Source organism: Bartonella ancashensis, from assembly GCF_001281405.1.
GTDB classification, from domain to species: Bacteria; Pseudomonadota; Alphaproteobacteria; order Rhizobiales; family Rhizobiaceae; genus Bartonella; species Bartonella ancashensis.
Genome location: NZ_CP010401.1, coordinates 24,691 through 45,524, shown reverse-complemented (window position 1 = coordinate 45,524; position 20,834 = coordinate 24,691). Strand labels below are relative to the sequence as shown.

Here is a 20,834-nt window from a genome sequence, read left to right as displayed (position 1 = left end):
CGTTATGATGTTAGCTTTAGGGGACTTCATCTTTTCTATTGAAACGGCAGCTTATCAAACACTGAGCTTATCCTTTAATGTTCCATGGGTTGAGCAAGGACGGCTTGGAAGGAAAGCAGCCCTTCAATTACCTGCGGTTGCGAATGCGGAGTTTTCTCTGACAGGTGTGATTTATCCAGATTTTAAAGGTGGCTACGGGCAGCTAGAACAGTTACGGCAAATGGCCCACGAAGGTGCACACACACTCGTGACGGGTCAAGGACAGGTTTTAGGTAGGTTTATCATTCTTTCCATTGATGAAAAGCAAAGCTTTTTTTATCATGACGGCCTTCCGCGAAAGCAGGAATTTACCCTGCAATTAAGGGAATATGGTGAAGATGGAGCAAGCTATGGGTGATGTTTATGTCACAAAAGATGGTGACATGGTTGATGCACTTTGCTGGAAATATTATCCAAAGGGCCAGCAAGCCCTTGCCGTTGAGCGTGTTTATGCAGCAAATTATGGTCTTGCAGACTATGGGGTGATTTTAAAAGCGGGGATCACTATTTTCTTTCCTGCTTTGCCTTATCCTAAAGCCACACCAGTCATTAGACTTTGGGGAAGTAAAAAGTGAAGCCTTTTTGCAGAATTTTCTCAGAAGGTGAAGATATCACTTATCCTTTAATGGATTATGTGATGTCAATTGAAATCACTGATGAAGCAGAAGACAAAAGCGATCGTATCACTATAGAACTTGATGATCGTGCCCGTGAAAGTGACAATGGTTTCCTTGATATTCCTTTAATTGGAACAGTTCTTTCTGTCACCCTTGGCTATGAGGATAGCAAAGTGCGTGATATGGGAATGTATTTAATTGATGAGATACGTGTAAGCAGTCCGCCACAAAGCTTAAGTATCACAGGTCGTGCAGCGTTTATGAATAGCTCCTACAGAACACCTCAAAGCCAATCTTACCATCAGCAAACATTAGGGGAGATTCTTCAAGAGATAGCAGAACGTAATGGCTATACACCACAATTTGATCCCACTCTTGCGCAAATTATAGTGCAGCATATTGATCAGATTGCTGAAAGCGATATGGCGTTTGCTGTTCGTCTTGCTGGAGATTATGACGCTGTAGCAAAACCTATGGATGGTTACCTTGTTCTCGCCAAACGGGGATCTGGGAAAGCCATAACCGGTGATTCCTTACCGGGAGTGGTTATTCATGAAAAGATGTGCACCTCTTGGTGTTTTGAGTATAGTGCACGAAATGAAGTTGGTGCAGCGAACGGTTTAAAAACAGAGGTTGGTGAAGATCAAAAAGCTGCTGCAGAAGTACAAGCATCAACAGTGAATGATGAAGGCCATGATTTTATCCATATGGATCAAAGTGTTATGCTTGCACCCAAGAAAGCAGAAAACAGCTCTGTGAAGGAGGATCCTGAAAAAATAATCAAGGAAAGAAAAGGGGGTGTTATAGCGATCTATCATGATTTACGTAGTGGTGATAAAAAAGAGGTCAAAGTTGGTCGCTCACCTTTTCATGCTTTGAAGTATACTTATCATAATCACTTAGAAGCTGCTGCTGCGATTGCTGCGTATCGGAATCAATCCATACGTGGTCAGTCATTTTTTACGTGTGATATGGGAGGAGATCCGTTTATTCAGTCAGAAGCTCAGCTTATTCAAGAACCACCTTTTCGGGCTTACATTCCAGCTATATGGCGTATCAAAAGTGTGAAGCATAATTTTTCGTGCAGCGGTGGTTATACAACAAGCATTGATTGTGAACTGTTTGAGGAAGAGCAAGAAGACACCGTAAAAAGTATGACAGACATCACCCAAAGCGATGTGTAAAGCTTTACTCTTCAAGGCAAAGAAGATGTCAACCTAGCTCCATAAAATCCTATCCTTTAGGGGAGAGGATGTTAAATGTGGGTTCAGAGTGAGCAGCAAGAGGTTGCACAGCAAGACGCAGACCCATAACCCGCAAAATTGCAGATAGGCTCTTGATTTCTGGATTACCTTTCTCCGAAAGAGTGCGGTAGAGCTGATTAGGGTTCAATGCAGCCGACTTAGCGACATTTCGTATACCACCAAACGCTTTAGCCATTTGGCGAAGGGCGATCAGTAATTCGGTCGGTTCACCATCTTCGAGGATGTTGTTTAACAACTCAACTGCATAAGCTGGATCGTTGCGAAATGCTTCAGCCATTACCTCATCATATGGTTTGTCTTTCATTGTTTTTCCCCTATGTTGGAGCTTACCTCATTAACTATTTCAGCTAAGTCAGTCACGCCAGTAATTACATGCTCGATCTATATAGGCCTCTTGTTTTCGCTTATCGCCGGCGCAGCAAAGCAGCAAAACAACAGCAAGGCCTGCTTTTGCGTCATAGACTCGATATCTAGGTCCTACATCGATCCGCAATTCCCAAATGCCTTCGCGTAGAGGTTTATGGTCGCCAAAATCTCCCAACTCGACACGCATGATGCGACGGTCAATGGCGATTCTGGCTTTGATATCACGTACTTTACTACGCCAATCGGCGAAAATATTGCGGCCAGCTTTGTCGATATAGTATTTTATCTCTATTATGAGGTAGATTATCGTTTATAAACGAAAAGTCAAGTAACAATTCTCAAAATTAGGTGACTTGTTGCGTGGTAAGCTCTGCCGTTCAAGGAGAAAAGAATGTCAATGAAAAACACCTAACTGCATAGGAGTTCATTATGAACACTTTCATGGAAACTACAGAATGCACTGTTAATAATAGTGCAACGGTTCAGACTATGTCCAGCTATGAGATTGCTGAATTGTGTAGCAAAGAACATAAGGATGTTATGCGCGATATTCGGCAGATATTTAGCGAGCTCAAATTTGAGCCGGCTAATTTTAGCGGTCAGGATATCGAATAGTTTTCGCCTATTTGCGCGAAAACTTTTAAGATAGTAGCTATCTAAAATGATAAGGCCATACACACATTGCAGTTTTTTGTTTTTGAGGAATATATGGGGGAGAGAGGCTTAATCAGAAGATTTTTAGAGGATAAGAAATATCAAAAAACACAAAACAGGTGTTACTTGGTTGACAGTTATGATCATAATGTGTACATGGACCTTCATAAGGTCCTTTTAAGGTCATTCGTGAATTTTGTTGTTTATATAATTATTTTTTGGGTGGGGAGTTTATCTCGGTGAAACGTTTTGTTTTGGCTTTAACTTTGTGTTCGACCGCTTTTTGTTCAGTAGCAGAGGCTAACAAGTACGAGGCTTATGCTGAAAGCATGAATCCTCGTTCTGATTTTATGATGAAATTGGAAATGTATAAGAGTTTGAGGAAATTCGATATCTTTAAAGAAAAAATTAGGGAGCATAAGTGTCAACGCTTTAGCCGTTACTCGGAATCTCGAGGATACACAATGTACATGAAGTGTTCCAAAAATGGCAGTGTAGATTTTTCTAAATAAGAGAAGTTTATTATTTCGTGAAAGCGCACGCTTTTATGAAAAAGAGGCACTGTTGTCTGTAGCGGTTTAGGTTAGAAAAAATAGAATGAGCGAAATTTATCTTCTGTTATCGCAGGTAGATCAGATCGTGTTTACAGTGTAGCACTACATTACACATCTTCTTCTCCCTTGAAGTATGAGGTTTTACGACACTCAGGAATAATACTTAGTATTTCGATTAATTGCTCGACTTCACAAATTGCGTTCTGTTTCGTACTTTTCCCTTGACAATGTTGTTTCAATATGAAACTTTCGCGTCAGGTGCTTGAAAAACACCTTAAGTGCATAGCGGATAGATTGCCGAAACAATCTCTTTTCCGCGTATCAAAGACTTTGACTCGTTGTGTGTTTGTAGCATACAATGACTTTGTCGGGTGTGGTTACGCCATAAAATACCTTCACAGGGAAAGTGTAACGACGGACTATGCACCGTGTTTTTCAGCGCCCGATACCTTTTAGGTGTCAATGAAAAACATCTAACTGCATAGGAGTTCATCATGAACGCTCTTATAGAAATATCAGAACAAACTGTTGGGCAGGAAACTGTTCAAACTGTAAATGCACGTGAATTGCATGTGTTTTTGGAAGTGACATCTCATTTTAGAGATTGGATTAAAAACCGTATTAAGGAGTATAATTTCCAAGAAAATCAAGATTTTATGAGTTTCGCTAAAATTTTAGCGAAACCTAAAGGTGGTCGTTCAAGTATGGAATATTATCTCACTTTAGATATGGCAAAAGAACTTGCCATGGTTGAAAGGAACGAGAAAGGAAAACAAGCACGCCAATATTTTATCGAGTGTGAACAGCATGCAAAACAAATAGCAGCACCTCGCGTTGACTACTCCAGCCCAGAAGCTGTGCTTGGTGTCTTGACGTATCTAAAAAGCGAGAATGAACGCAAAGACAATGTCATTGCTAAATTAGAACCAAAAGCAAAAGCCCTTGAAAGCTTAAAGCGGAGTGATGGTCTATTCGGTATCATTGAAGCAGCAAAGGTATTGGAGATGAGACCAAAGGATTTCATTCACTATTTGTGGAGTCATAATTGGGTTTATAGACGTGTTCCAGGTGCTCCGCTATTGCCTTATCAGGATAAAATCAAGAAAGGTCTGATGGATTGTTCAACTCTGACTATTCACAAACCTGATGGGACAGAAAAAATAGTTTCCTCAGCTAAAATCACTGCTGATGGATTGGCAAGCTTGAGAGAGCAATTCCATGGAGGTGTGCAATGAAGATAGACACCAATTTTTTATGCGATTTGTGGATGAAGCTGTCTCAGCTTTCTAATCGTGAAGACATTGAAGATGAAGAATGCACAGCCTTGGTTGATCTTATGGATGAGGTAGAAATAGCTTTAATGTTAAAACTTCAGGATGAAGTTCCGAATGCTTTTAAGATTTTGGCCGTTTTGACAAATTTTGGGGATTCAGAATTGTCTCCAAGTTTTGATCCTTGGTTGAAGGCTTATAGCCAGGATTTAGATAAGGCACTTTGCCATTAATGAGAAAGAACAAAGGTTGAAATTGAACACCAGCCTTTGTTCATATTTGAGCTATTGGGATCTTCATCTTTCATGGTGAGAAGGATGTCAATTTCTTAACGGCTGTATTCCATTTGTCCATTAACGTTTCTGGTCGTTAGCGTTGGAATAGAAGAAACATCGATATTACGCAGTGCGTGCCATGTATCATAATTTGCTTGAAGCTGTAACCATAGTGCTGGCCCATTACCTAATAATTTGCCAATGCGCGCTGCTGTTACTGCCGTAACGGGACGCTGACCTTTAAGGATGCCATATAGATGTTGACGAGAGATTTGAAGAATATAAGCAATTTCAGTTTTGTTTATATCCAAATGCTCCAAAGCTTCAGCCAAAATTTCTCCTGGATGGGAAGGACAACGATTAGGATGTCGCATGATCATTGTATAGGCTCCTTTTAAAAAGCTTTAGTGATATTGCTCGAAATCAAGGTGGATCACGTGACCACCAACAAATTCGAATGTGATACACCACGGCCCATTAACGTGGATAGTGTAGCGAGTTGGAACAAAACCTCTTAATTTGTGAAAATTGTATCCTGGTAAATTGATGTCGTTTAATTGAGAAGCTGCTTCAAGTACATCAAGACGACGAAGAATACGCTGTTGAAGTTTGTGATCAATTTTACTTTTTCCTGTTTCCCAAAGAGATTGTAAATCTTTATTTTTAAATGTTTTGATCACAGTAATTTCGACAATTTCACTCCGAAATAATGTAATATAATAAGTTGCAAATGTCAATAAATAAGTTACATTTTTGAATAAAAATATCACAAATTATCTATTTTAAAAAATGGAAGCGAACGGAGGCCTGTCTGTAAAGGAGAGGCTTTTTTTATGGGGAGAGACATATGCGGAAAATGTCCAAGGAAGGACTTGCACTCATTAAGCAATGGGAAGGACTGCGCTTGCATGCCTATCAAGATGCCATTGGGATATGGACAATAGGTTATGGCCATACAGCACAAGCAGGAGAGCCCATTGTACAAGAGGGTATGAAAATCACTGAAAGCCAAGCCGAAACCATTCTGAAACAAGATTTAAAACAATTTGAGAGCACTGTTGAGCAGGCTGTTACTGTTCCTTTGACTGATGAGCAATTCGCTACACTTGTGTCGTTTTGCTATAATGTAGGAGCAGAAGCTTTTTGTACCTCTACACTTTTGAAAAAGCTGAACAAAGGTGATTATGAATCCGTCCCAGCTGAATTGCAAAAGTGGATCAGGGCAGGTGGCAAACGTTTACAGGGGCTTGCCAATCGTCGGGCAGCAGAAGCTGGGCTCTGGGTTAAAGGGGCTTATGTTTGTTCAAATTATCAAAAAGTAGAAACAAAAGAGCCAACTCATTCTTTGAAAGCAGAAATACTAGCTCCCATCATTGGATCCTTATCAGGTTTAACAGGAATTTTGACAGGGCAAGGTCCTGTGCAATGGGCTTTAGCTTCGATTATGGTTTTAGCGGCCTGTATAGGGATTGTCTTTGTTGCCAAACGTTTTCAAGAAAAACGCTTATGACCTGGTTGAAAGAATATTTCCTGATTACTCTAGCAGCTTTTGCTGCTTTTTTTATGGCTTTAGCAAAAGCCTTTGATCTTGGAAAGAAAGCTGAGCAGCACCAGCAAACAGAGCGTGCATTAAAGATAGCAAAAACACGGCTTGGGGTAGAAAATGAGATTAACAGAAAAAGTGATGCTGATGTGCGTGCTGATCTTTCTCAATGGTTGCGCTACAAATGAACAAACGTCTTGTATTGGTTGGTTACCAATTTATTTAGAGCGCCAAGACCTAGATATGATGAGTCCGAATTTGGCAAGAGATCTCTTAAAGCACAATAAGCAGGGTGAAGATATGTGTGGTTGGCAACATGGCAAGAAGACAAAGTAACAAAAACGTAGAACTCACAGAATCAGAGAAAGAGCTTTTGCAAGAGATGATAAGTACTTACCAGGGTGTGAAAATGATGTCTCGTTTAACGCGATGGATAGTACTTATCATATTTTTGTTAGTGCTTGATCTTGAGCGTTTGATTAATGCACTTGATACGATCTTCACACATTTGAAGCAATGGCTTGCAAAGAATTAAGGCTATGCCACTGTCCATTAAAAGAGTTTAGGAACATTCATTTTTTTAACAATTGTTAATTTTATTGAATCGCACATCTGCTATTGCTGCTAATGCCACACTGATTAAGGAGAGAAGCTCTTGGAAGTTCTTTATTGCCTCTTCTACCATCACCTTCTCCAGTACAATTGCTTTGAGATACGTACAGACTCAGAGGAATTTCATCTAATTGAGTCATTTGAAAAAATGCAATTGACCGAATTTGAGTTCTAGTGCTACTGCCTCGCGAAAGTTCAAAAAGCGCTGTCTGTGGATCTGTTATAGGGGTAAAATACTCTCTGAATTGTTCCAAAGTTGTACCAGATGTGTTGGTAGGTAATATTATGACTCCGTTTCCTGTTCTTATAATAGGTTGGGCATGACCAAGGAAGCGGACTCGTTCATCTTCTCTAATAGTTACAGAAAACCAAAGTGTTCCACTAGGAGCACGTAATATATCTCTAATCCTTCTTATCATCTCTTCTTCAGTTCTTGCAGGAGTCAAGGGCCTCCACTCATATTGAGGTAGCATCGTTAATGCCATTGCACGAGCTAATCTATTCATTCGCGTTATAAAATCTTCTCCTACATGATAAGGCCTATCATGATTAATACGTATATTTTCAAGTCTTCGTGTAAGCTCAGGAAATCTAGTACGAAGTGAGATAAATGGATCTATACGTTCTTGCGTATTAAAGAAATAACCTTCTCTGTCTTGAAAGGGTTCTCTTTGATAACGTGTTTGTAATTCAGCAAGCATTTGTATAGTTTGCACCATACAGGGGCCACAAAGGCCAATTGTTTCTAAGCCCATAGGGGTACTGCTTACAGCAATTTCCCATAGTCTTCTTTTCCATTGATCGGTAAAATGAAAATCATGAGGTAAAGACCGTTTTACTCGTATCTTAGCGACATTCTCCTTTGTTCCAGGAGCAGGGCAATAAGCAAGTGTGTTCCCTAAATTCCCATCGACATAGCGATTCCATCGCTCCATGTCATAAGAAAAAATAAAGTTAGATTTTGGGGAGTTTGTTGTGTCTTTTTCAAGGTAATCAGGCTTAGCTGTATAAGGGGAACCCCAATTGGGGCCATATTGGGTCACTCTTAAAAAATTACCTTTATAATCCGTAAGTGTTCCCTCACGTCTAGTAAACAAAGAAATGTCCCAGGATGCAATGTCTTGTTTAGCAGTGACAGTATCTTTGCACAATATCCATTTGATCCAATTCCAATTTTCTGAAGAAGATTGTTGAGAAACCATACAAGACATTGCTCCCGTGGAAGGAAAATATCTGGCAATGTGGCCATTTTCAGGATTGTAGTAGAGATCAAAAACGTCTGATTTAGATCCATCATCTGCTATGTAGTACCTAGAGAGGCTAGGGCCACTTGCAAGATTCCAGCCTATGAACATTTTGAGATTAATATTCACAGGAGTAGCCACAATGTTTTCCCACCGATTCATTGTAGGAACTAAGGTATGATCGTAGTAATCATTCGGGTTTTTTGAAATATAAGCATACCATTTATAATCTTTCACACGGAAATTTTCATTGGCTGTATAAAAGGCATCTTGTTTAATGATCCATTGTTGGTTGGGATCATTGATCACACAAGGTCTTAATAAAATATAACCCCACTCAGCTGTAGATTTTTCACCAATACCTGTAACTGAACTAGGGGCTGTCATACATAGCCAAACACCATTGATCTTCCAGGCTATTCTTTGAAAGAGATCATATCTGGCCACTTTACCATAAGTGCAATCCCCGATGTAAACGTAACCTTCACCGTCCACAAATGTTGGGGTATAGCAATACTCTTTCCCTGTATGGACTTTAACGCGAATAGCCCTATCACCAGGAGTCTGAGGAAGTGTTTGTATCACTTGAAGAGGAATAGGAGCTGCAAAAGAAGTATGAAGAGTCAATAATAAGCTAAAGAAAAATAACAACAGCTTCAATTGCATTTTGTTTCCTTTTGACTTTCTCCCCTCTGTGATTGTTTATAAATTAGTCGAATAATTCCGCTTGTAAAGGTCAATTTTGATGAGGTTTGCAGAGGCAAGTTGGAAAATCCTATTCCCTCACTTTTATTATATTATCCCTCACTTTAAAAAAAGATCAATTAAATCAATATGTTAAACAGTGAAAAAGACCACATGGTGCCCAGACGCGGATTCGAACCACGGACACGCGGATTTTCAGTCCGCTGCTCTACCAACTGAGCTATCTGGGCAAGTTCCAATAAATGTATGAAACGTGTGCGGTTATAGCATTAAAGTTATTCCTGTCTAGCTATAAAAACAAAAAGAATCAATTTTTCATAAATTTACCCCATGTATTTTAGGTATGATCATTTTTTAGGGAACCAAGATGACAGGTACTATGTTTCTTTTTCAGACACAATATAGTACTTTGTCTTTAAGGGAAGTATGTAAGAGATTTTCACAACGGTTTAGATGTAGGAAATGTGACTAATGAAGATGTTTTGGCAGAGCGTATGATTCGAGATTTTCAGTAATTATGTGGTCGATAGAGTTATTTTTTGATAATTTTATCAATGGTCTATTGTTATAGTATTTTTAGGTAGGCTACCATGGCCTCAACGGGATTCACATTACCTGAAATGGTAGATAATGATGATATTGACTGAACCAGTTTGCCGTCCAAATAACCCTAATTTTTCTTCAGGTCCTTGTAAAAAGAGGCCTGGATGGACTACCGAGGTTCTGAAAAATGCACCAGTTGGACGTTCGCATCGCTCAAAAATAGGGCAATTAAAACTTGTAGAAGCAATTAGTTTAACGCGTGATATTCTTGAGATTCCTTCTGATTATCGTGTTGCTATTGTTCCTGCCTCAGATACAGGAGCTATAGAAATCGCTTTATGGTCCCTACTGGGAGAACGCGGCATTGATATGGTAGCATGGGAAAGTTTTGGCTTAGATTGGATTACAGATGTTGTACAGCAACTCAAACTTTCTGATGTTCGACGATTAGAAGCACCTTATGGTGAATTACCTGACTTAAAGAAAATTGATTTTAATAGGGATGTTGTGTTTACGTGGAACGGGACGACTTCGGGCGTGCGTGTCCCTAATGCAGGTTTTATTCCAGATAAGCGTTTAGGATTAACAATTTGTGATGCAACGTCTGCGGTTTTTGCTCAAAATGTTGAATTTTTGAAATTAGATGTTGTTACGTTTTCATGGCAAAAAGTTTTGGGAAGTGAAGCAGCACATGGTATGTTGACTTTGAGTCCTCGTGCTGTTGAACGATTAGAGAAATATATTCCATCTTGGCCATTACCCAAAATATTCCGTATAACAACAAATGGAAAACTTAATGAAAATATTTTTAATGGGGAAACAATTAATACACCGTCTTTACTGTGTGTTGAGGATTATCTTGATGCGTTGAAGTGGGCAAAATCATTAGGCGGATTACAGGAATTAATAGAGCGAGCTAATAAAAACTTTTCTATTCTTGACGCTTTTGTGCGTAAAACAGCTTGGTTGGAGCATTTAGCAAAGGTTCCACAAACACGTTCGAATACATCTGTTTGTTTAGCTATCGTGGATCCAATGATTGATTCTTTGGATATTGAGAGGCAAAGATCGTTTGTGAATGCGGTTGTTTCTCGTCTTGATGAAGCTGGTGTTGCATACGATATCGGTTCCCACCGAAATGCTCCTCCAGGATTTCGAATTTGGGCGGGCGCAACGGTTGAATCTTTCGATTTAGAGCGATTAACAGAATGGCTTGAGTGGGCATTTCAGGTTGAAAAGCTTCGTCTTTAGAATCATTCTTGGCGTTTTGTGTACTACTGAGAAATTTAATGTTAAGTAATGCGGGGATTGAAAAAAATTGAAGCAGGGAATCGCACTCACCATGATGTTTCGTTATAAGGGAACATGTGTTTTAAGGTTTTGGTATTGTTGTACTCAACGTGATGGAGAAAATTATGGCCAATGTAGTAGTCGTCGGCACACAATGGGGAGATGAAGGTAAGGGGAAAATTGTGGACTGGCTATCAGAGCAGGCAGATGTTGTGGTGAGATACCAAGGAGGACACAATGCGGGCCATACACTGGTTGTTGGAGGAGTTAGTTATAAATTATCACTGTTGCCATCTGGTTTAGTGCGTGGAAAATTATCTGTTATTGGTAACGGTGTTGTTGTAGATCCTCATCATTTTGTCGCAGAGTTAAAAAAATTGCGTGATCAAGGTGTAGAAATTACGCCAAAAATTTTACGTGTTGCTGAAAATGCTTCTTTGATTCTTTCTGTACATCGTGATCTTGATGCTGTTTGGGAAGATAGTGTTTCTTGCTTAACAATTGGAACAACAAAGCGTGGTATTGGTCCTGCTTATGAAGATAAGGTGGGTCGCCGCTCTATCCGTATAATAGATTTGTTAGAAAAAAATGCACTCGTGACCAAAGTTGAGCGTCTTTTAAAACATCATAATGCTTTACGTCGTGGTATGGGAATTGCAGAAGTGGATCCAGGAACGCTTTATGATGAATTAATGCAGACAGCTGATCAAATTTTACCTTTTATGGATTGTACATGGCGTCTTCTAAATGAAAAGAATCAAATGGGGAAACGCATCCTTTTCGAAGGCGCACAGGGTGCATTATTGGATAATGATTTTGGGACTTATCCTTATGTAACATCTTCCAATACAGTTGCTAGCCAAGCTTTGACGGGTTCAGGTATGGGGCCTGGTGCGGTTCATTATGTTTTGGGAATTACAAAAGCTTACACAACACGTGTAGGAGAGGGACCGTTTCCGACAGAACAGGTAAATGCTATTGGTGAATTTCTTGGAAAGAACGGAAATGAATTTGGTGTTGTAACGGGAAGAAAACGACGATGTGGTTGGTTTGATTCTGTCTTAGTACGTCAGATGGTTAGTATTTGTGGCGTTCATGGTATCGCTTTAACGAAGCTTGATGTTTTGGATGGTTTAGACAAAATTGAAATTTGTATTGGTTACGAAATTGATGGTAGGAAAATTGATTATCTGCCCTCTTGTGCAGAAGCGCAGATCCGTGTAAAGCCGATTTATGAAACGTTGGAGGGGTGGATGGAGACAACAGCAGGAACATTGAGTTTGGAGCAATTACCACCTCAAGCTATCAAGTACATACGTCGCATTGAGGAACTTGTTGGTGTACCGGTAGCACTGTTGTCAACAAGTCCTGAACGTGATGATACTGTTTTAATTGTTGATCCTTTTGCAGATTAGTTATCTCCTACGTTGAATATTGGATTTTATCTTTCTGTTTGTCAATTTTTGAATTAGGTAAAGTCTTAGGGATATTAGGAAAAGATAGTACATCCACTACATTTATGTTCGTGTTAAGCAGTTTAACATAATCTATATTTTGGAAATGATTGTTAATAGATGAGGATAAAAAAGCTGAAATGTTGGAGATCCGTGGGCTGAAAATTTTTCTCTTAGATTTTAAGAAAGACTGTATAGGCTATGGTAGATTTTGTTAGAATCTTAAAGAAGACAATTGATGCTCAAGGTAATGCTACCACACAGTTGCGTGAGCGGGTATATGAACGGGCTGTTGATGCTCTGGAGCGTAAATTTATAGAAGAAAAAGTATCAAAAGCGGTAATAGAGAGACAAAGAAAGTCCTTGCGCGATGCTATTACTATAGTAGAGGAGGGGTATTTAGCTCTTGATAAAGAGTTGCTCTCTTCAGCTATTGGATGGCGTTTTACGGATGAATGGGAGGGTGACAGGATTGAACGAGATTTTGTATCTTCACAAAGCGATTCTATTTCAGTTTTGGGAACGGAGAGAGAACGGAAAATATCTGTCGTTGACGCAAACAAAAACGGAGAATCATACACATCTTCTGAAATGATCACCGTGCCAGATGCAGAATTTGTTAATATGGGCAATCTCATATGTGAGATGGATTGGGATCTTGAGGAGAGAATAGTTAAGAATTCCAGAATTTCTTCTGTAGCAGGGGATAATGTTCATATTGTTTCACATATTTTTTCTCAAGCTTTGCGGCGTGCCAATAGATCATCTCTAAAAAAACGCATTTTAGTGGGCATTTTTTCTTTTATTAGTTTTACCATTTTTTTAATTAGTATTTTCCTGATTAGTAAACGTATATTCGTGCTGAAAGATCATTCATTGCAAGAATTTAATATTTACACTTCTGATGTATCAGCAACAGAAGCTTATGTTGATCGAAAATTAACTCAACGTTTATTAGAAGATGGAAGTGAAATTGATGCAGGATTTGCTAAGGATACAAAAATCCTGAATGACGAAGAAGTCTTGGCAATTACTACCTCTGAGATGGAAGCTGTTGAGTATGCAGGTGAAGCTGTGTTGTATCAAATGCGGACAGATTATGAGACAGAAAATGTAGTAACAGGGGAAGTGCAGTGGTCTCTCATAAGGGGGGATGCTACTGAAGGTAAGTCAGAAGAATTGGCTATACGAGGTGATATGAAAATTCCTGATGAAGGGGTTTCATTACGACTGGTGCTACACCGCAATGTAGATTCTTCTCTACCTGCAGCATATATTATGGATCTCATTTTCATTACGTCTGATAAATTTTTAGGTCAAGCTATAAGCAATATTAAGGCTTTAACTTTTAAAGTAAGTGAACAATCTGCTGGTCAAGCTCTAACCAAGACTTCCATTGCTAAGGTTGATGATAATTTTTTTCTTATTGCGTTAAGTGGCCATCATCCATTTCTTAACCGTAATTTACAGTTGATGCGTCAATTAGATTGGATCCATTTGATTATGGATGATAAAAACGGTCGTACAAACGAACTCATTTTTTCGAAAGGGAGAACCGGAAAGAAAATTTTTAATGAAGTTATTGGGAAGTGGTTCACACAAGATAATCAACCAAAGGAACTCGATTCGATAAAGAAAGATGCTGACATCGGCAAGACAAAGAGCATCCCACCCACTGGAACAGTCTCCCCACCTGTTGGTCCTTAAATTTATAGAGGAGGGGAAAGCTCTAGATATATATTAAATATGCGCATTTGCTCCTTCATGGTGCAGTTTGGCATGACGCAATTTTGGGGTAGATAAAAAAGAAGCTTTGATAAAATTTTGCACTTTTTCAAATGCACGCATTTCAATTTGTCTTACACGTTCACGGCTTATGTTAAACTCAGCAGAAAGATCTTCTAGCGTTAACGTGGGATCACTTAATCGACGTGCTTGAAATATACGCCGTTCACGTTCGTTCAAAATATTCATAGCACTCATTAACACGGAGCGACGTTTGTTGTGTTCATCTTGCTCAATTAAAACCTGCTCTTGACTGTTTGCGTCGTCAATTAGCAAATTTTGCCATTCGCCACGCTCATCATCACCTGTACGCAATGGTGTATTGAGAGATACATCACCACTGAGTCGATGATTCATAGATACGACTTCATCTTCTGTCACATTCAACTTGGTTGCAATTTTCTTAACTTGTTCTGCATTAAGATCACTATTATCAAAAGCTTGAAGTTTGCTTTTTAATTTACGTAGATTAAAGAACAAGCGCTTTTGATTAGAAGTTGTTCCTACTTTTACTAAACTCCAAGATCTCAGAACATACTCCTGAATTGAAGCTTTTATCCACCACATTGCATAGGTTGCAAGGCGAAAACCACGTTCTGGCTCAAAACGCTTCACTGCTTGCATCAACCCGATATTTCCTTCTGAAATAACCTCCCCAATAGGCAGACCGTACCCCCGATATCCTATTGCAATCTTAGCTACAAGGCGTAGGTGACTGGTTACCAATCTGTGTGCGGCTTTCAAATCATTATACTTCTGATAGCGTTTCGCTAGCATATATTCTTCTTTTGGCTTTAGCATTGGGAAACGACGAATTTCTTCTAAATAACGGCTTATCCCCCCATCTCCAGCTGTCATAGATGGTAAACTAACATAGGCCATATAGCACCTTCCTTTCTCAAGAATTCCCTCATAAGGCAAATTCAATCCTAGATGTTATATAGGTATCTTTTTCTTACTTATCACTACCATAATTTAAAATTTTATTCAAAAAATATTCTGTGACGAGCATCACAAAAAGTTTTGGTCAAGTTTTTTTAGATTCTCAATAAGTATTGCCATATCTTGGGGCAGTGGAACAGAAAAGGACATGATATTACCTTGAGCAGGATGTTCAAAAGTAAGACTAGCGGCGTGGAGTGCGTGTCTGTCGAATTTATCTACAATTTGCTTTACTGCAAGGTTCAATTTGTTTGATTTTGTCTTAAAGGCATTTCCATAGACGGTGTCGCCGACAAGTGGATGTCCAATATGAGCCATATGAACACGAATTTGGTGTGTCCGTCCAGTTTCCAAACGACATTCCAGAAGGCTAACTAAGGATTTTGTGTCGGTGTCAATACCGTATTTCTCGAGGACAGAAAAATGTGTTATAGCATGGCGAGCATAAGCATTATGGTTGTGAATGACAGCCTGTTTTATTCGGTCATGGAAAGAACGACCGATAGGAGCGTCGATAGTTCCAGTATTGCGATTTAGAGAGCCCCAGATTAAGGCATGATAGCAACGATTTAATGCATTCGTTCGACCATGATCAGCAAATTGGGTACAGAGATTCCTATGAGCAAGATCGTTTTTAGCAACTACCATAACTCCACTTGTATTTTTATCTAAACGATGGACAATACCGGGGCGTTTAACACCACCAATACCAGATAAACTATTGCCACAATGGTAAATAAGGGCATTAACTAACGTTCCTGTCCAATTGCCGTGGCCTGGATGAACAACGAGCCCAGCAGGTTTATTGACAACAATTATATGGTGATCTTCAAATAAAATATCGAGGGCAATGTTTTCGCCTTCTGGGTGTTGATTGCAGAGTACGGGTATCGTTAGTTCAATAAGTTGGCTTGGTCTAAGTTTTGTTTTTGGTTCTCTCGTGGGCTGCCCATTAATTTTTAGATGACCTTCTCGGATCAAGCTCTGTAAGCGTGAGCGTGATAATTCACTTTGAATATTCCGGGTAAGCCACTGATCAACTCGTTGTCCGAGAGCATCTTCGTCTGTTATTTTTTGTATCACGTCACAATCCTATTGTTAAGGTTTTGTTGGTGAAATTTTACCAATATGAAATGGCTTTGGTTTCTAAGAATTCTTCAATTCCCCATGTCCCTCCCTCACGTGCACGTCCAGAAGATTTGATGCCTCCAAAGTAGCTACCCATAGGCAGGTCATGCCCGTTAATTTCAATCATACCAGAGTGTAGTTGTGCAGCAACACGCTGACATTTTCTTCGATCTTGTGACTGTATATAGTTTGTAAGGCCATATTCTGTGTCATTAGCTAGAGTTACGGCTTCCTCTTCTGTATAAAAAGGTAGAATTGAAAGGACTGGACCGAATATCTCTTCTCTAAAAATGCGCATATGTGGCTTAACATCAGCAAAAATTGTTGGGCGAACATAGTAGCCGCGCTGTATGTTTGCAGGTAATCCCGTTCCACCTGTAATGAGCATTGCTCCTTCATCAATTCCGGATTGAATAAGAGTCTGAATTTTGTCATATTGCTGTTTTGATATGACAGGGCCGATATGGTTTCCTGGTTGGTGATTTGGTCCTACATTTGTTCTTTCAGCAATATTTTTTGCAATTTTTATAGCTTCGTGGTAGATCGAGTTCTCCACGAGCATGCGTGTTGGTGCGTTGCAACTTTGTCCGCTATTGTTGAAGCAGTGGTGGGTGCCGTGTTGGATTGCGTCGGTATCTGCATCAGCAAATATGATATTTGCACCCTTACCTCCTAATTCTAAACAGACCTTTTTTAGAGTATTACTTGCATTTTTGGAAACAGCTTTTCCTGCTTTTGTTGAGCCGGTAAAGCTAATCATTTCTAGATCTGGGTGAGAAGACAGATAGGATCCTACATTGCTTCCGTCTCCATTAATCAGATTGAAAACACCAGCAGGTAAATTTGCTTCATCTAAGATTTCAGAAAAGAGCATCGCAGAAAGGGGAGCCAATTCAGATGGTTTTAAAACCATGGTGCATCCTGCTAATAATGCAGGAATAACTTTAAGAGTTATTTGGTGAATGGGCCAGTTCCATGGTGTAATTAACCCTACGACACCAATAGGACTATATTGAAGGATAGCGTTCTCATTGTTTTGCACTAAAGGTTTTTGGAAAGAAAAGTTTTTGAAAATGTTAATAAAATCATGAATATTATTGCGACCGGCTACTGTTTGTGCATTACGCGCCATATCAATGGGTGCCCCCATTTCCTTTGAAATGGTTTTGGCCATATCTTCGGAGCGTTTTTCGTAGATTTTTAAAATTTTTTCAACGAAAGCAAGACGTTGTTGTGGGGAGGTCATTTTCCAGTTTTGAAATGCCTCTTTAGCAGCAGTAATTGCCCTGTTGATGTCGTCAGTATTAGCAATACTAATTACCGCGTAGGCTTCTTCCGTTGACGGATTTATGACATGTAGATCATGTACGATGCTTGGATTATCCCAGGTACCATTAATATAAAATTGTCGTTTATCAAGCATGGTTTACTTCCTACTTCAGGTATCTTTAGTTTGTAGTAAGACTGTTGCTATTTATGGTAAATAAAATTGAATTCCCGGTTAATATCTACAAAAATATTAAAACAGCTAATATTGTATGCATCATTACAGTCTGTAAAGCGGAAAATTTTATCAAAGATATTTTCTGAAAATTTATGATTAGAAGATATGTAATTAAATACAGCCAACAAATTATTTTTTTACGGAGCTTATACGCCAGGAAGTTAAAATTGAATTTTTATCATTTAGTTCGTTTACTGGTTTCACTACAAAAAATTTACGAAGATTACGTACTATTTTTGTTGAAGGTAAATTGTTGGAAAAGGGTTGTTAACTTTCGTGATGTAAAGACTTTAATCTTCTCTTTTTAAGAAGACTTTGTTGTTATTATCGTGATTTTGTTAGGTACCATGCGTCATTTAAAAACACAATCTGTATCTACTTCTCTTGAAGCTAACAAGAATACAGAATATGCACTGGAAGAGAATTCTTCTGACAGTACGTTAGGGATGTTCTCTTATCCAACAGTTTGGCGGAAGGCATTCGCTCTTGGAGAGAATGTGCGCTTTACTCGTACCCCAGAAGTAGAAATTTTGCGTCGTCGTATACAAACTGATCCAATTTTTTCAAAGCAATTCGAATCCTTTTCACGGAAAAAATTACAGAGATTTGAGAAACAAGTGCCTCCTGACAAAGAAATAGCACAGTCTCCTTTGGTACAAGAGGAAGATAGTATCCAATCAATTAATCACAACGTATCATTTAATTATTCAGCGGCCCTTGGGCAATCTATACAACAGACTGTTAGCGAGGTTACTAATGGTTACTCGGAGAAATATGCACCCATAGTGCAAGAAAGAGATGTAAAGCAAAAGACTATACTTTTTTGTTATCTCTCAGATGATGCATTTTTCGAGTACGAATCTATTATACAAGAGGAAGAGAACATATTGGTTACGCAGAGGGTAGAGATGTCGGTTAATTCTGCGGAGAATAAGGTCTCATTAGATAATTTTTCTGTTTATGATGCATCGATTACTACCTTATATAGGATACTCAAATGCCGCTTTCCTCATTCTAGTAATGCAGTTACGTCAGATATTTTTGATGCACATTTTATGAAAGATAAATTCTTTAGAGGAATTCAAACGCAAAATACAAAATCTATTTCTGGAGATGATGAGGATTTTGAACTATCTCAAAAATCATCCACTATCGATACGGTTATCGGTGAAGTTAATGAGATAGAGAGTATTGTTATTGATAAGGGTATGAATGTTTTTTGTGAGGCGATAAAGAGTGCAAAAAAAGGTGCAGGCGCTCTTTCTACGATGAAAGAAGAGGGTGCATTACAAGCTATTGATACCTCATCTCAGTGCAGTGGTTCTGCTTTTGCATTAGGCATACAATCTGCAAGTTACAATTCTTACGAGATTCCTTCAGTAAATTTACTAAGAGAACCTATGTTTCAAGATGAAACAATAATTTCTGAAGAAGCATTAGAGCAGAGTGCCGGACTTTTAGAAACTGTTTTGGAAGATTTTGGCATTAAAGGTGAGATTATTCATGTTCATCCAGGTCCAGTAGTAACTATGTATGAATTTGAACCTGCGGCTGGAGTGAAATCATCGCGAGTTATAGGTCTCTCTGATGATATTGCTCGTTCTATGTCTGCTATTTCTGCACGTGTTGCTGTGATTCCGGGACGTAATGTCATTGGAATTGAGCTACCGAATGAGATTCGTGAGATTGTTTATTTACGGGAATTAATTCAATCAGGCACCTTTTGCGATAGCCAGTTTAAGTTGGCTCTTGCCTTGGGAAAGGGAATTAATGGTGAAGCTGTCATTGCAGAATTGGTAAAAATGCCTCATTTGTTGGTTGCAGGAACAACAGGATCAGGTAAATCAGTTGCTATTAACACGATGATTTTATCGATTTTATATCGTATGACTCCAGAGCAGTGTCGTTTAATTATGATCGACCCTAAGATGTTAGAACTTTCTGTTTATGATGGAATTCCGCATCTTTTAACACCCGTTGTAACCGATCCCAAAAAGGCTGTCACAGCTTTAAAATGGGCTGTACGTGAGATGGAAGAGCGTTATCACAAAATGGCTAAATTAGGTGTACGCAATATTGATGGTTTTAATGCTCGGATTGCGCATGCTGTAGAAAAGGGTGAAACAATCACATGCACTGTGCAATCTGGATTTGATAAAGAAAGTGGGAAAATGCTTTATCATGAAGAAGCGATAGATTTGGAGCAGTTGCCTTATATTGTGATTATTGTTGATGAAATGGCTGATCTTATGATGGTTGCTGGTAAGGAAATTGAAGGTGCCATTCAGCGTTTAGCACAGATGGCGCGTGCTGCAGGTATTCATCTGATTATGGCAACACAGCGTCCCTCTGTTGATGTGATTACAGGTACAATTAAGGCAAATTTTCCTACACGTATTTCTTTTCAGGTGACATCAAAGATTGATAGCCGGACAATTTTGGGAGAACAAGGTGCTGAAACACTTCTAGGACAGGGGGATATGCTTTACATGGCTGGTGGAGGGAGAATTGTGCGTGTTCATGGGCCATTTGTTTCGGATAATGAAGTTGAGGCTGTTGTCGCTCATCTTAAAATGCAAGGAAAGCCAGATTATTTAGCAACAGTAACAAGTGATGACAATGATGGAAGTGATGTAGAAGATACTCAGCTTAGTGTAGAAACTTCTGAAACAGGAAATCTTAGCGATGATAATGAAAGGCTTTATACACAGGCCATTCAAATTGTAATGCGTGATAAAAAATGCTCAACGTCTTATATACAACGTCGTCTTTCGATTGGCTATAATAAAGCTGCTTCTCTTGTTGAGAGGATGGAAGAAGAAGGCATCGTAGGAGCCGCTAATCATGTGGGAAAGCGGACAATTTTGTGTGATGATAGCAATTAATAAATAGGAGCAGTAGAAATCTTTTTTTGCTACGAATATCTGTTTTGTGTTGGGTAAAATTACTCATCATTGATGATTTTGGAACAAATTTGTTACATTGAATGGAGTAAGATATTATGTTTAGTTAGTGGGGCTATCTATAAAAACTCCCACAATTT

22 protein-coding genes and 1 tRNA gene are annotated in these 20,834 nt (G+C 39.1%); 14 read left to right on the top strand and 9 right to left on the bottom strand.

All coding sequences use genetic code 11. From position 1 onward, the window contains the following. Nucleotides 1–4: 4 nt before the first annotated feature. Genes PU02_RS00215 through PU02_RS00205 form a run of 3 tightly spaced genes read left to right on the top strand, consistent with a single transcriptional unit; the run spans nucleotide 5 to nucleotide 1,840 of the window. Entirely contained in the window at nucleotides 5–397 is a 393-nt protein-coding gene (locus PU02_RS00215; protein ID WP_053943574.1) for a phage tail protein, read from the top strand. Continuing rightward, entirely contained in the window at nucleotides 390–614 is a 225-nt protein-coding gene (locus PU02_RS00210; RefSeq protein WP_053943573.1) for a tail protein X, read from the top strand. The genes PU02_RS00215 and PU02_RS00210 overlap by 8 nt, the downstream gene beginning before the upstream one ends. Further along, nucleotides 611–1,840 carry a contractile injection system protein, VgrG/Pvc8 family gene (locus PU02_RS00205; protein ID WP_082311380.1) on the top strand — a complete coding sequence of 410 codons (1,230 nt, stop codon included), beginning with the start codon at nucleotides 611–613 and terminating at the stop codon, nucleotides 1,838–1,840. Before PU02_RS00210 ends, PU02_RS00205 begins: the two co-directional genes overlap by 4 nt. Before the next feature lie 49 nt (nucleotides 1,841–1,889). Here PU02_RS00205 and PU02_RS00200 read toward each other — a convergent pair whose 3' ends face one another. After that, nucleotides 1,890–2,225, bottom strand: a complete 336-nt coding sequence (locus PU02_RS00200) for a helix-turn-helix domain-containing transcriptional regulator (RefSeq protein ID WP_053943572.1) — start codon at nucleotides 2,223–2,225, stop codon at nucleotides 1,890–1,892. Between the two features lie 48 nt (nucleotides 2,226–2,273). Continuing rightward, a complete protein-coding gene (locus PU02_RS00195) occupies nucleotides 2,274–2,540 on the bottom strand; it encodes a type II toxin-antitoxin system RelE/ParE family toxin (protein ID WP_462677172.1) in 267 nt (88 codons plus the stop codon). 176 nt (nucleotides 2,541–2,716) lie between these two features. Between PU02_RS00195 and PU02_RS00190 the strand changes: the two genes are divergently transcribed. From PU02_RS00190 to PU02_RS00175, 4 genes are all read left to right on the top strand, one after another. After that, the gene (locus PU02_RS00190; protein WP_053943570.1) at nucleotides 2,717–2,902 is read left to right on the top strand and encodes a Rha family transcriptional regulator; all 186 of its coding nucleotides are present in this window, start codon (nucleotides 2,717–2,719) and stop codon (nucleotides 2,900–2,902) included. 278 nt (nucleotides 2,903–3,180) lie between these two features. Continuing rightward, a complete protein-coding gene (locus PU02_RS00185) occupies nucleotides 3,181–3,453 on the top strand; it encodes a hypothetical protein (protein ID WP_053943569.1) in 273 nt (90 codons plus the stop codon). A 536-nt stretch (nucleotides 3,454–3,989) separates the two neighbouring features. Next, nucleotides 3,990–4,730 (top strand): antA/AntB antirepressor family protein, encoded by a 741-nt coding sequence (locus tag PU02_RS00180; RefSeq protein WP_053943568.1) that lies wholly within the window; start codon nucleotides 3,990–3,992, stop codon nucleotides 4,728–4,730. Then, a complete protein-coding gene (locus PU02_RS00175; protein ID WP_053943567.1) occupies nucleotides 4,727–4,999 on the top strand; it encodes a hypothetical protein in 273 nt (90 codons plus the stop codon). The genes PU02_RS00180 and PU02_RS00175 overlap by 4 nt, the downstream gene beginning before the upstream one ends. Nucleotides 5,000–5,094: 95 nt before the next feature. Here PU02_RS00175 and PU02_RS00170 read toward each other — a convergent pair whose 3' ends face one another. Both PU02_RS00170 and PU02_RS00165 read right to left on the bottom strand, forming a co-directional pair. Further along, nucleotides 5,095–5,421, bottom strand: coding sequence for a HigA family addiction module antitoxin (locus tag PU02_RS00170; protein WP_053943566.1), 327 nt, complete (start codon nucleotides 5,419–5,421; stop codon nucleotides 5,095–5,097). 24 nt (nucleotides 5,422–5,445) lie between these two features. After that, the gene (locus PU02_RS00165; RefSeq protein WP_053944585.1) at nucleotides 5,446–5,721 is read right to left on the bottom strand and encodes a type II toxin-antitoxin system RelE/ParE family toxin; all 276 of its coding nucleotides are present in this window, start codon (nucleotides 5,719–5,721) and stop codon (nucleotides 5,446–5,448) included. Between the two features lie 167 nt (nucleotides 5,722–5,888). Here PU02_RS00165 and PU02_RS00160 point away from each other — a divergent pair, with 167 nt between their 5' ends. The 3 genes from PU02_RS00160 to PU02_RS06860 all read left to right on the top strand — a co-directional run bounded on the left by PU02_RS00160 (nucleotide 5,889) and on the right by PU02_RS06860 (nucleotide 7,119). Next, nucleotides 5,889–6,551, top strand: coding sequence for a lysozyme (locus tag PU02_RS00160; RefSeq protein WP_053943565.1), 663 nt, complete (start codon nucleotides 5,889–5,891; stop codon nucleotides 6,549–6,551). Beyond that, a complete protein-coding gene (locus tag PU02_RS00155; RefSeq protein WP_053943564.1) occupies nucleotides 6,548–6,772 on the top strand; it encodes a hypothetical protein in 225 nt (74 codons plus the stop codon). Before PU02_RS00160 ends, PU02_RS00155 begins: the two co-directional genes overlap by 4 nt. Nucleotides 6,773–6,900: 128 nt before the next feature. Then, entirely contained in the window at nucleotides 6,901–7,119 is a 219-nt protein-coding gene (locus PU02_RS06860; protein WP_071628343.1) for a hypothetical protein, read from the top strand. Nucleotides 7,120–7,180: 61 nt separating this feature from the next. Here PU02_RS06860 and PU02_RS00145 read toward each other — a convergent pair whose 3' ends face one another. Next, nucleotides 7,181–9,106 carry a DUF1561 family protein gene (locus PU02_RS00145; protein WP_053943562.1) on the bottom strand — a complete coding sequence of 642 codons (1,926 nt, stop codon included), beginning with the start codon at nucleotides 9,104–9,106 and terminating at the stop codon, nucleotides 7,181–7,183. Between the two features lie 193 nt (nucleotides 9,107–9,299). Then, a tRNA-Phe gene (locus tag PU02_RS00140) sits at nucleotides 9,300–9,375 on the bottom strand. 403 nt (nucleotides 9,376–9,778) lie between these two features. Here PU02_RS00140 and PU02_RS00135 point away from each other — a divergent pair. From PU02_RS00135 to PU02_RS00125, 3 genes are all read left to right on the top strand, one after another. Beyond that, nucleotides 9,779–10,939, top strand: a complete 1,161-nt coding sequence (locus PU02_RS00135) for a phosphoserine transaminase (protein ID WP_414947455.1) — start codon at nucleotides 9,779–9,781, stop codon at nucleotides 10,937–10,939. A 164-nt stretch (nucleotides 10,940–11,103) separates the two neighbouring features. Further along, nucleotides 11,104–12,393 (top strand): adenylosuccinate synthase, encoded by a 1,290-nt coding sequence (locus PU02_RS00130; protein WP_053943560.1) that lies wholly within the window; start codon nucleotides 11,104–11,106, stop codon nucleotides 12,391–12,393. Nucleotides 12,394–12,633: 240 nt separating this feature from the next. Further along, complete coding sequence (locus tag PU02_RS00125; RefSeq protein WP_053943559.1) at nucleotides 12,634–14,139, top strand: hypothetical protein; 1,506 nt, start codon at nucleotides 12,634–12,636, stop codon at nucleotides 14,137–14,139. A 33-nt stretch (nucleotides 14,140–14,172) separates the two neighbouring features. Here the strand turns inward: PU02_RS00125 and rpoH are convergent, their stop codons facing one another. From rpoH to PU02_RS00110, 3 genes are all read right to left on the bottom strand, one after another. Then, nucleotides 14,173–15,099, bottom strand: coding sequence for an RNA polymerase sigma factor RpoH (gene rpoH, locus PU02_RS00120; protein WP_053943558.1), 927 nt, complete (start codon nucleotides 15,097–15,099; stop codon nucleotides 14,173–14,175). A gap of 129 nt (nucleotides 15,100–15,228) precedes the next feature. After that, entirely contained in the window at nucleotides 15,229–16,242 is a 1,014-nt protein-coding gene (locus tag PU02_RS00115; RefSeq protein WP_053943557.1) for an RluA family pseudouridine synthase, read from the bottom strand. A gap of 37 nt (nucleotides 16,243–16,279) precedes the next feature. After that, the gene (locus PU02_RS00110; protein ID WP_053943556.1) at nucleotides 16,280–17,710 is read right to left on the bottom strand and encodes an aldehyde dehydrogenase family protein; all 1,431 of its coding nucleotides are present in this window, start codon (nucleotides 17,708–17,710) and stop codon (nucleotides 16,280–16,282) included. Between the two features lie 428 nt (nucleotides 17,711–18,138). Between PU02_RS00110 and PU02_RS00105 the strand changes: the two genes are divergently transcribed. Then, a complete protein-coding gene (locus PU02_RS00105) occupies nucleotides 18,139–20,676 on the top strand; it encodes a DNA translocase FtsK (RefSeq protein ID WP_053944584.1) in 2,538 nt (845 codons plus the stop codon). The last annotated feature ends 158 nt before the right edge of the window (nucleotides 20,677–20,834 follow it).

Excerpts from the sequence above, each read along its gene's own strand:
- PU02_RS00130 (WP_053943560.1), top strand. The coding sequence starts at position 11,104 with ATGGCCAATGTAGTAGTCGTCGGCACACAATGGGGAGATGAAGGTAAG.
- PU02_RS00200 (WP_053943572.1), bottom strand. The coding sequence starts at position 2,225 with ATGAAAGACAAACCATATGATGAGGTAATGGCTGAAGCATTTCGCAAC.
- PU02_RS00180 (WP_053943568.1), top strand. The coding sequence starts at position 3,990 with ATGAACGCTCTTATAGAAATATCAGAACAAACTGTTGGGCAGGAAACT.
- PU02_RS00190 (WP_053943570.1), top strand. The coding sequence starts at position 2,717 with ATGAACACTTTCATGGAAACTACAGAATGCACTGTTAATAATAGTGCA.
- PU02_RS00170 (WP_053943566.1), bottom strand. The coding sequence starts at position 5,421 with ATGATCATGCGACATCCTAATCGTTGTCCTTCCCATCCAGGAGAAATT.
- PU02_RS00160 (WP_053943565.1), top strand. The coding sequence starts at position 5,889 with ATGCGGAAAATGTCCAAGGAAGGACTTGCACTCATTAAGCAATGGGAA.
- rpoH (WP_053943558.1), bottom strand. The coding sequence starts at position 15,099 with ATGGCCTATGTTAGTTTACCATCTATGACAGCTGGAGATGGGGGGATA.
- PU02_RS00155 (WP_053943564.1), top strand. The coding sequence starts at position 6,548 with ATGACCTGGTTGAAAGAATATTTCCTGATTACTCTAGCAGCTTTTGCT.
- PU02_RS06860 (WP_071628343.1), top strand. The coding sequence starts at position 6,901 with ATGGCAAGAAGACAAAGTAACAAAAACGTAGAACTCACAGAATCAGAG.
- PU02_RS00175 (WP_053943567.1), top strand. The coding sequence starts at position 4,727 with ATGAAGATAGACACCAATTTTTTATGCGATTTGTGGATGAAGCTGTCT.
- PU02_RS00145 (WP_053943562.1), bottom strand. The coding sequence starts at position 9,106 with ATGCAATTGAAGCTGTTGTTATTTTTCTTTAGCTTATTATTGACTCTT.
- PU02_RS00135 (WP_414947455.1), top strand. The coding sequence starts at position 9,779 with ATGATATTGACTGAACCAGTTTGCCGTCCAAATAACCCTAATTTTTCT.
- PU02_RS00110 (WP_053943556.1), bottom strand. The coding sequence starts at position 17,710 with ATGCTTGATAAACGACAATTTTATATTAATGGTACCTGGGATAATCCA.
- PU02_RS00105 (WP_053944584.1), top strand. The coding sequence starts at position 18,139 with ATGCGTCATTTAAAAACACAATCTGTATCTACTTCTCTTGAAGCTAAC.
- PU02_RS00125 (WP_053943559.1), top strand. The coding sequence starts at position 12,634 with ATGGTAGATTTTGTTAGAATCTTAAAGAAGACAATTGATGCTCAAGGT.
- PU02_RS00210 (WP_053943573.1), top strand. The coding sequence starts at position 390 with ATGGGTGATGTTTATGTCACAAAAGATGGTGACATGGTTGATGCACTT.
- PU02_RS00215 (WP_053943574.1), top strand. The coding sequence starts at position 5 with ATGATGTTAGCTTTAGGGGACTTCATCTTTTCTATTGAAACGGCAGCT.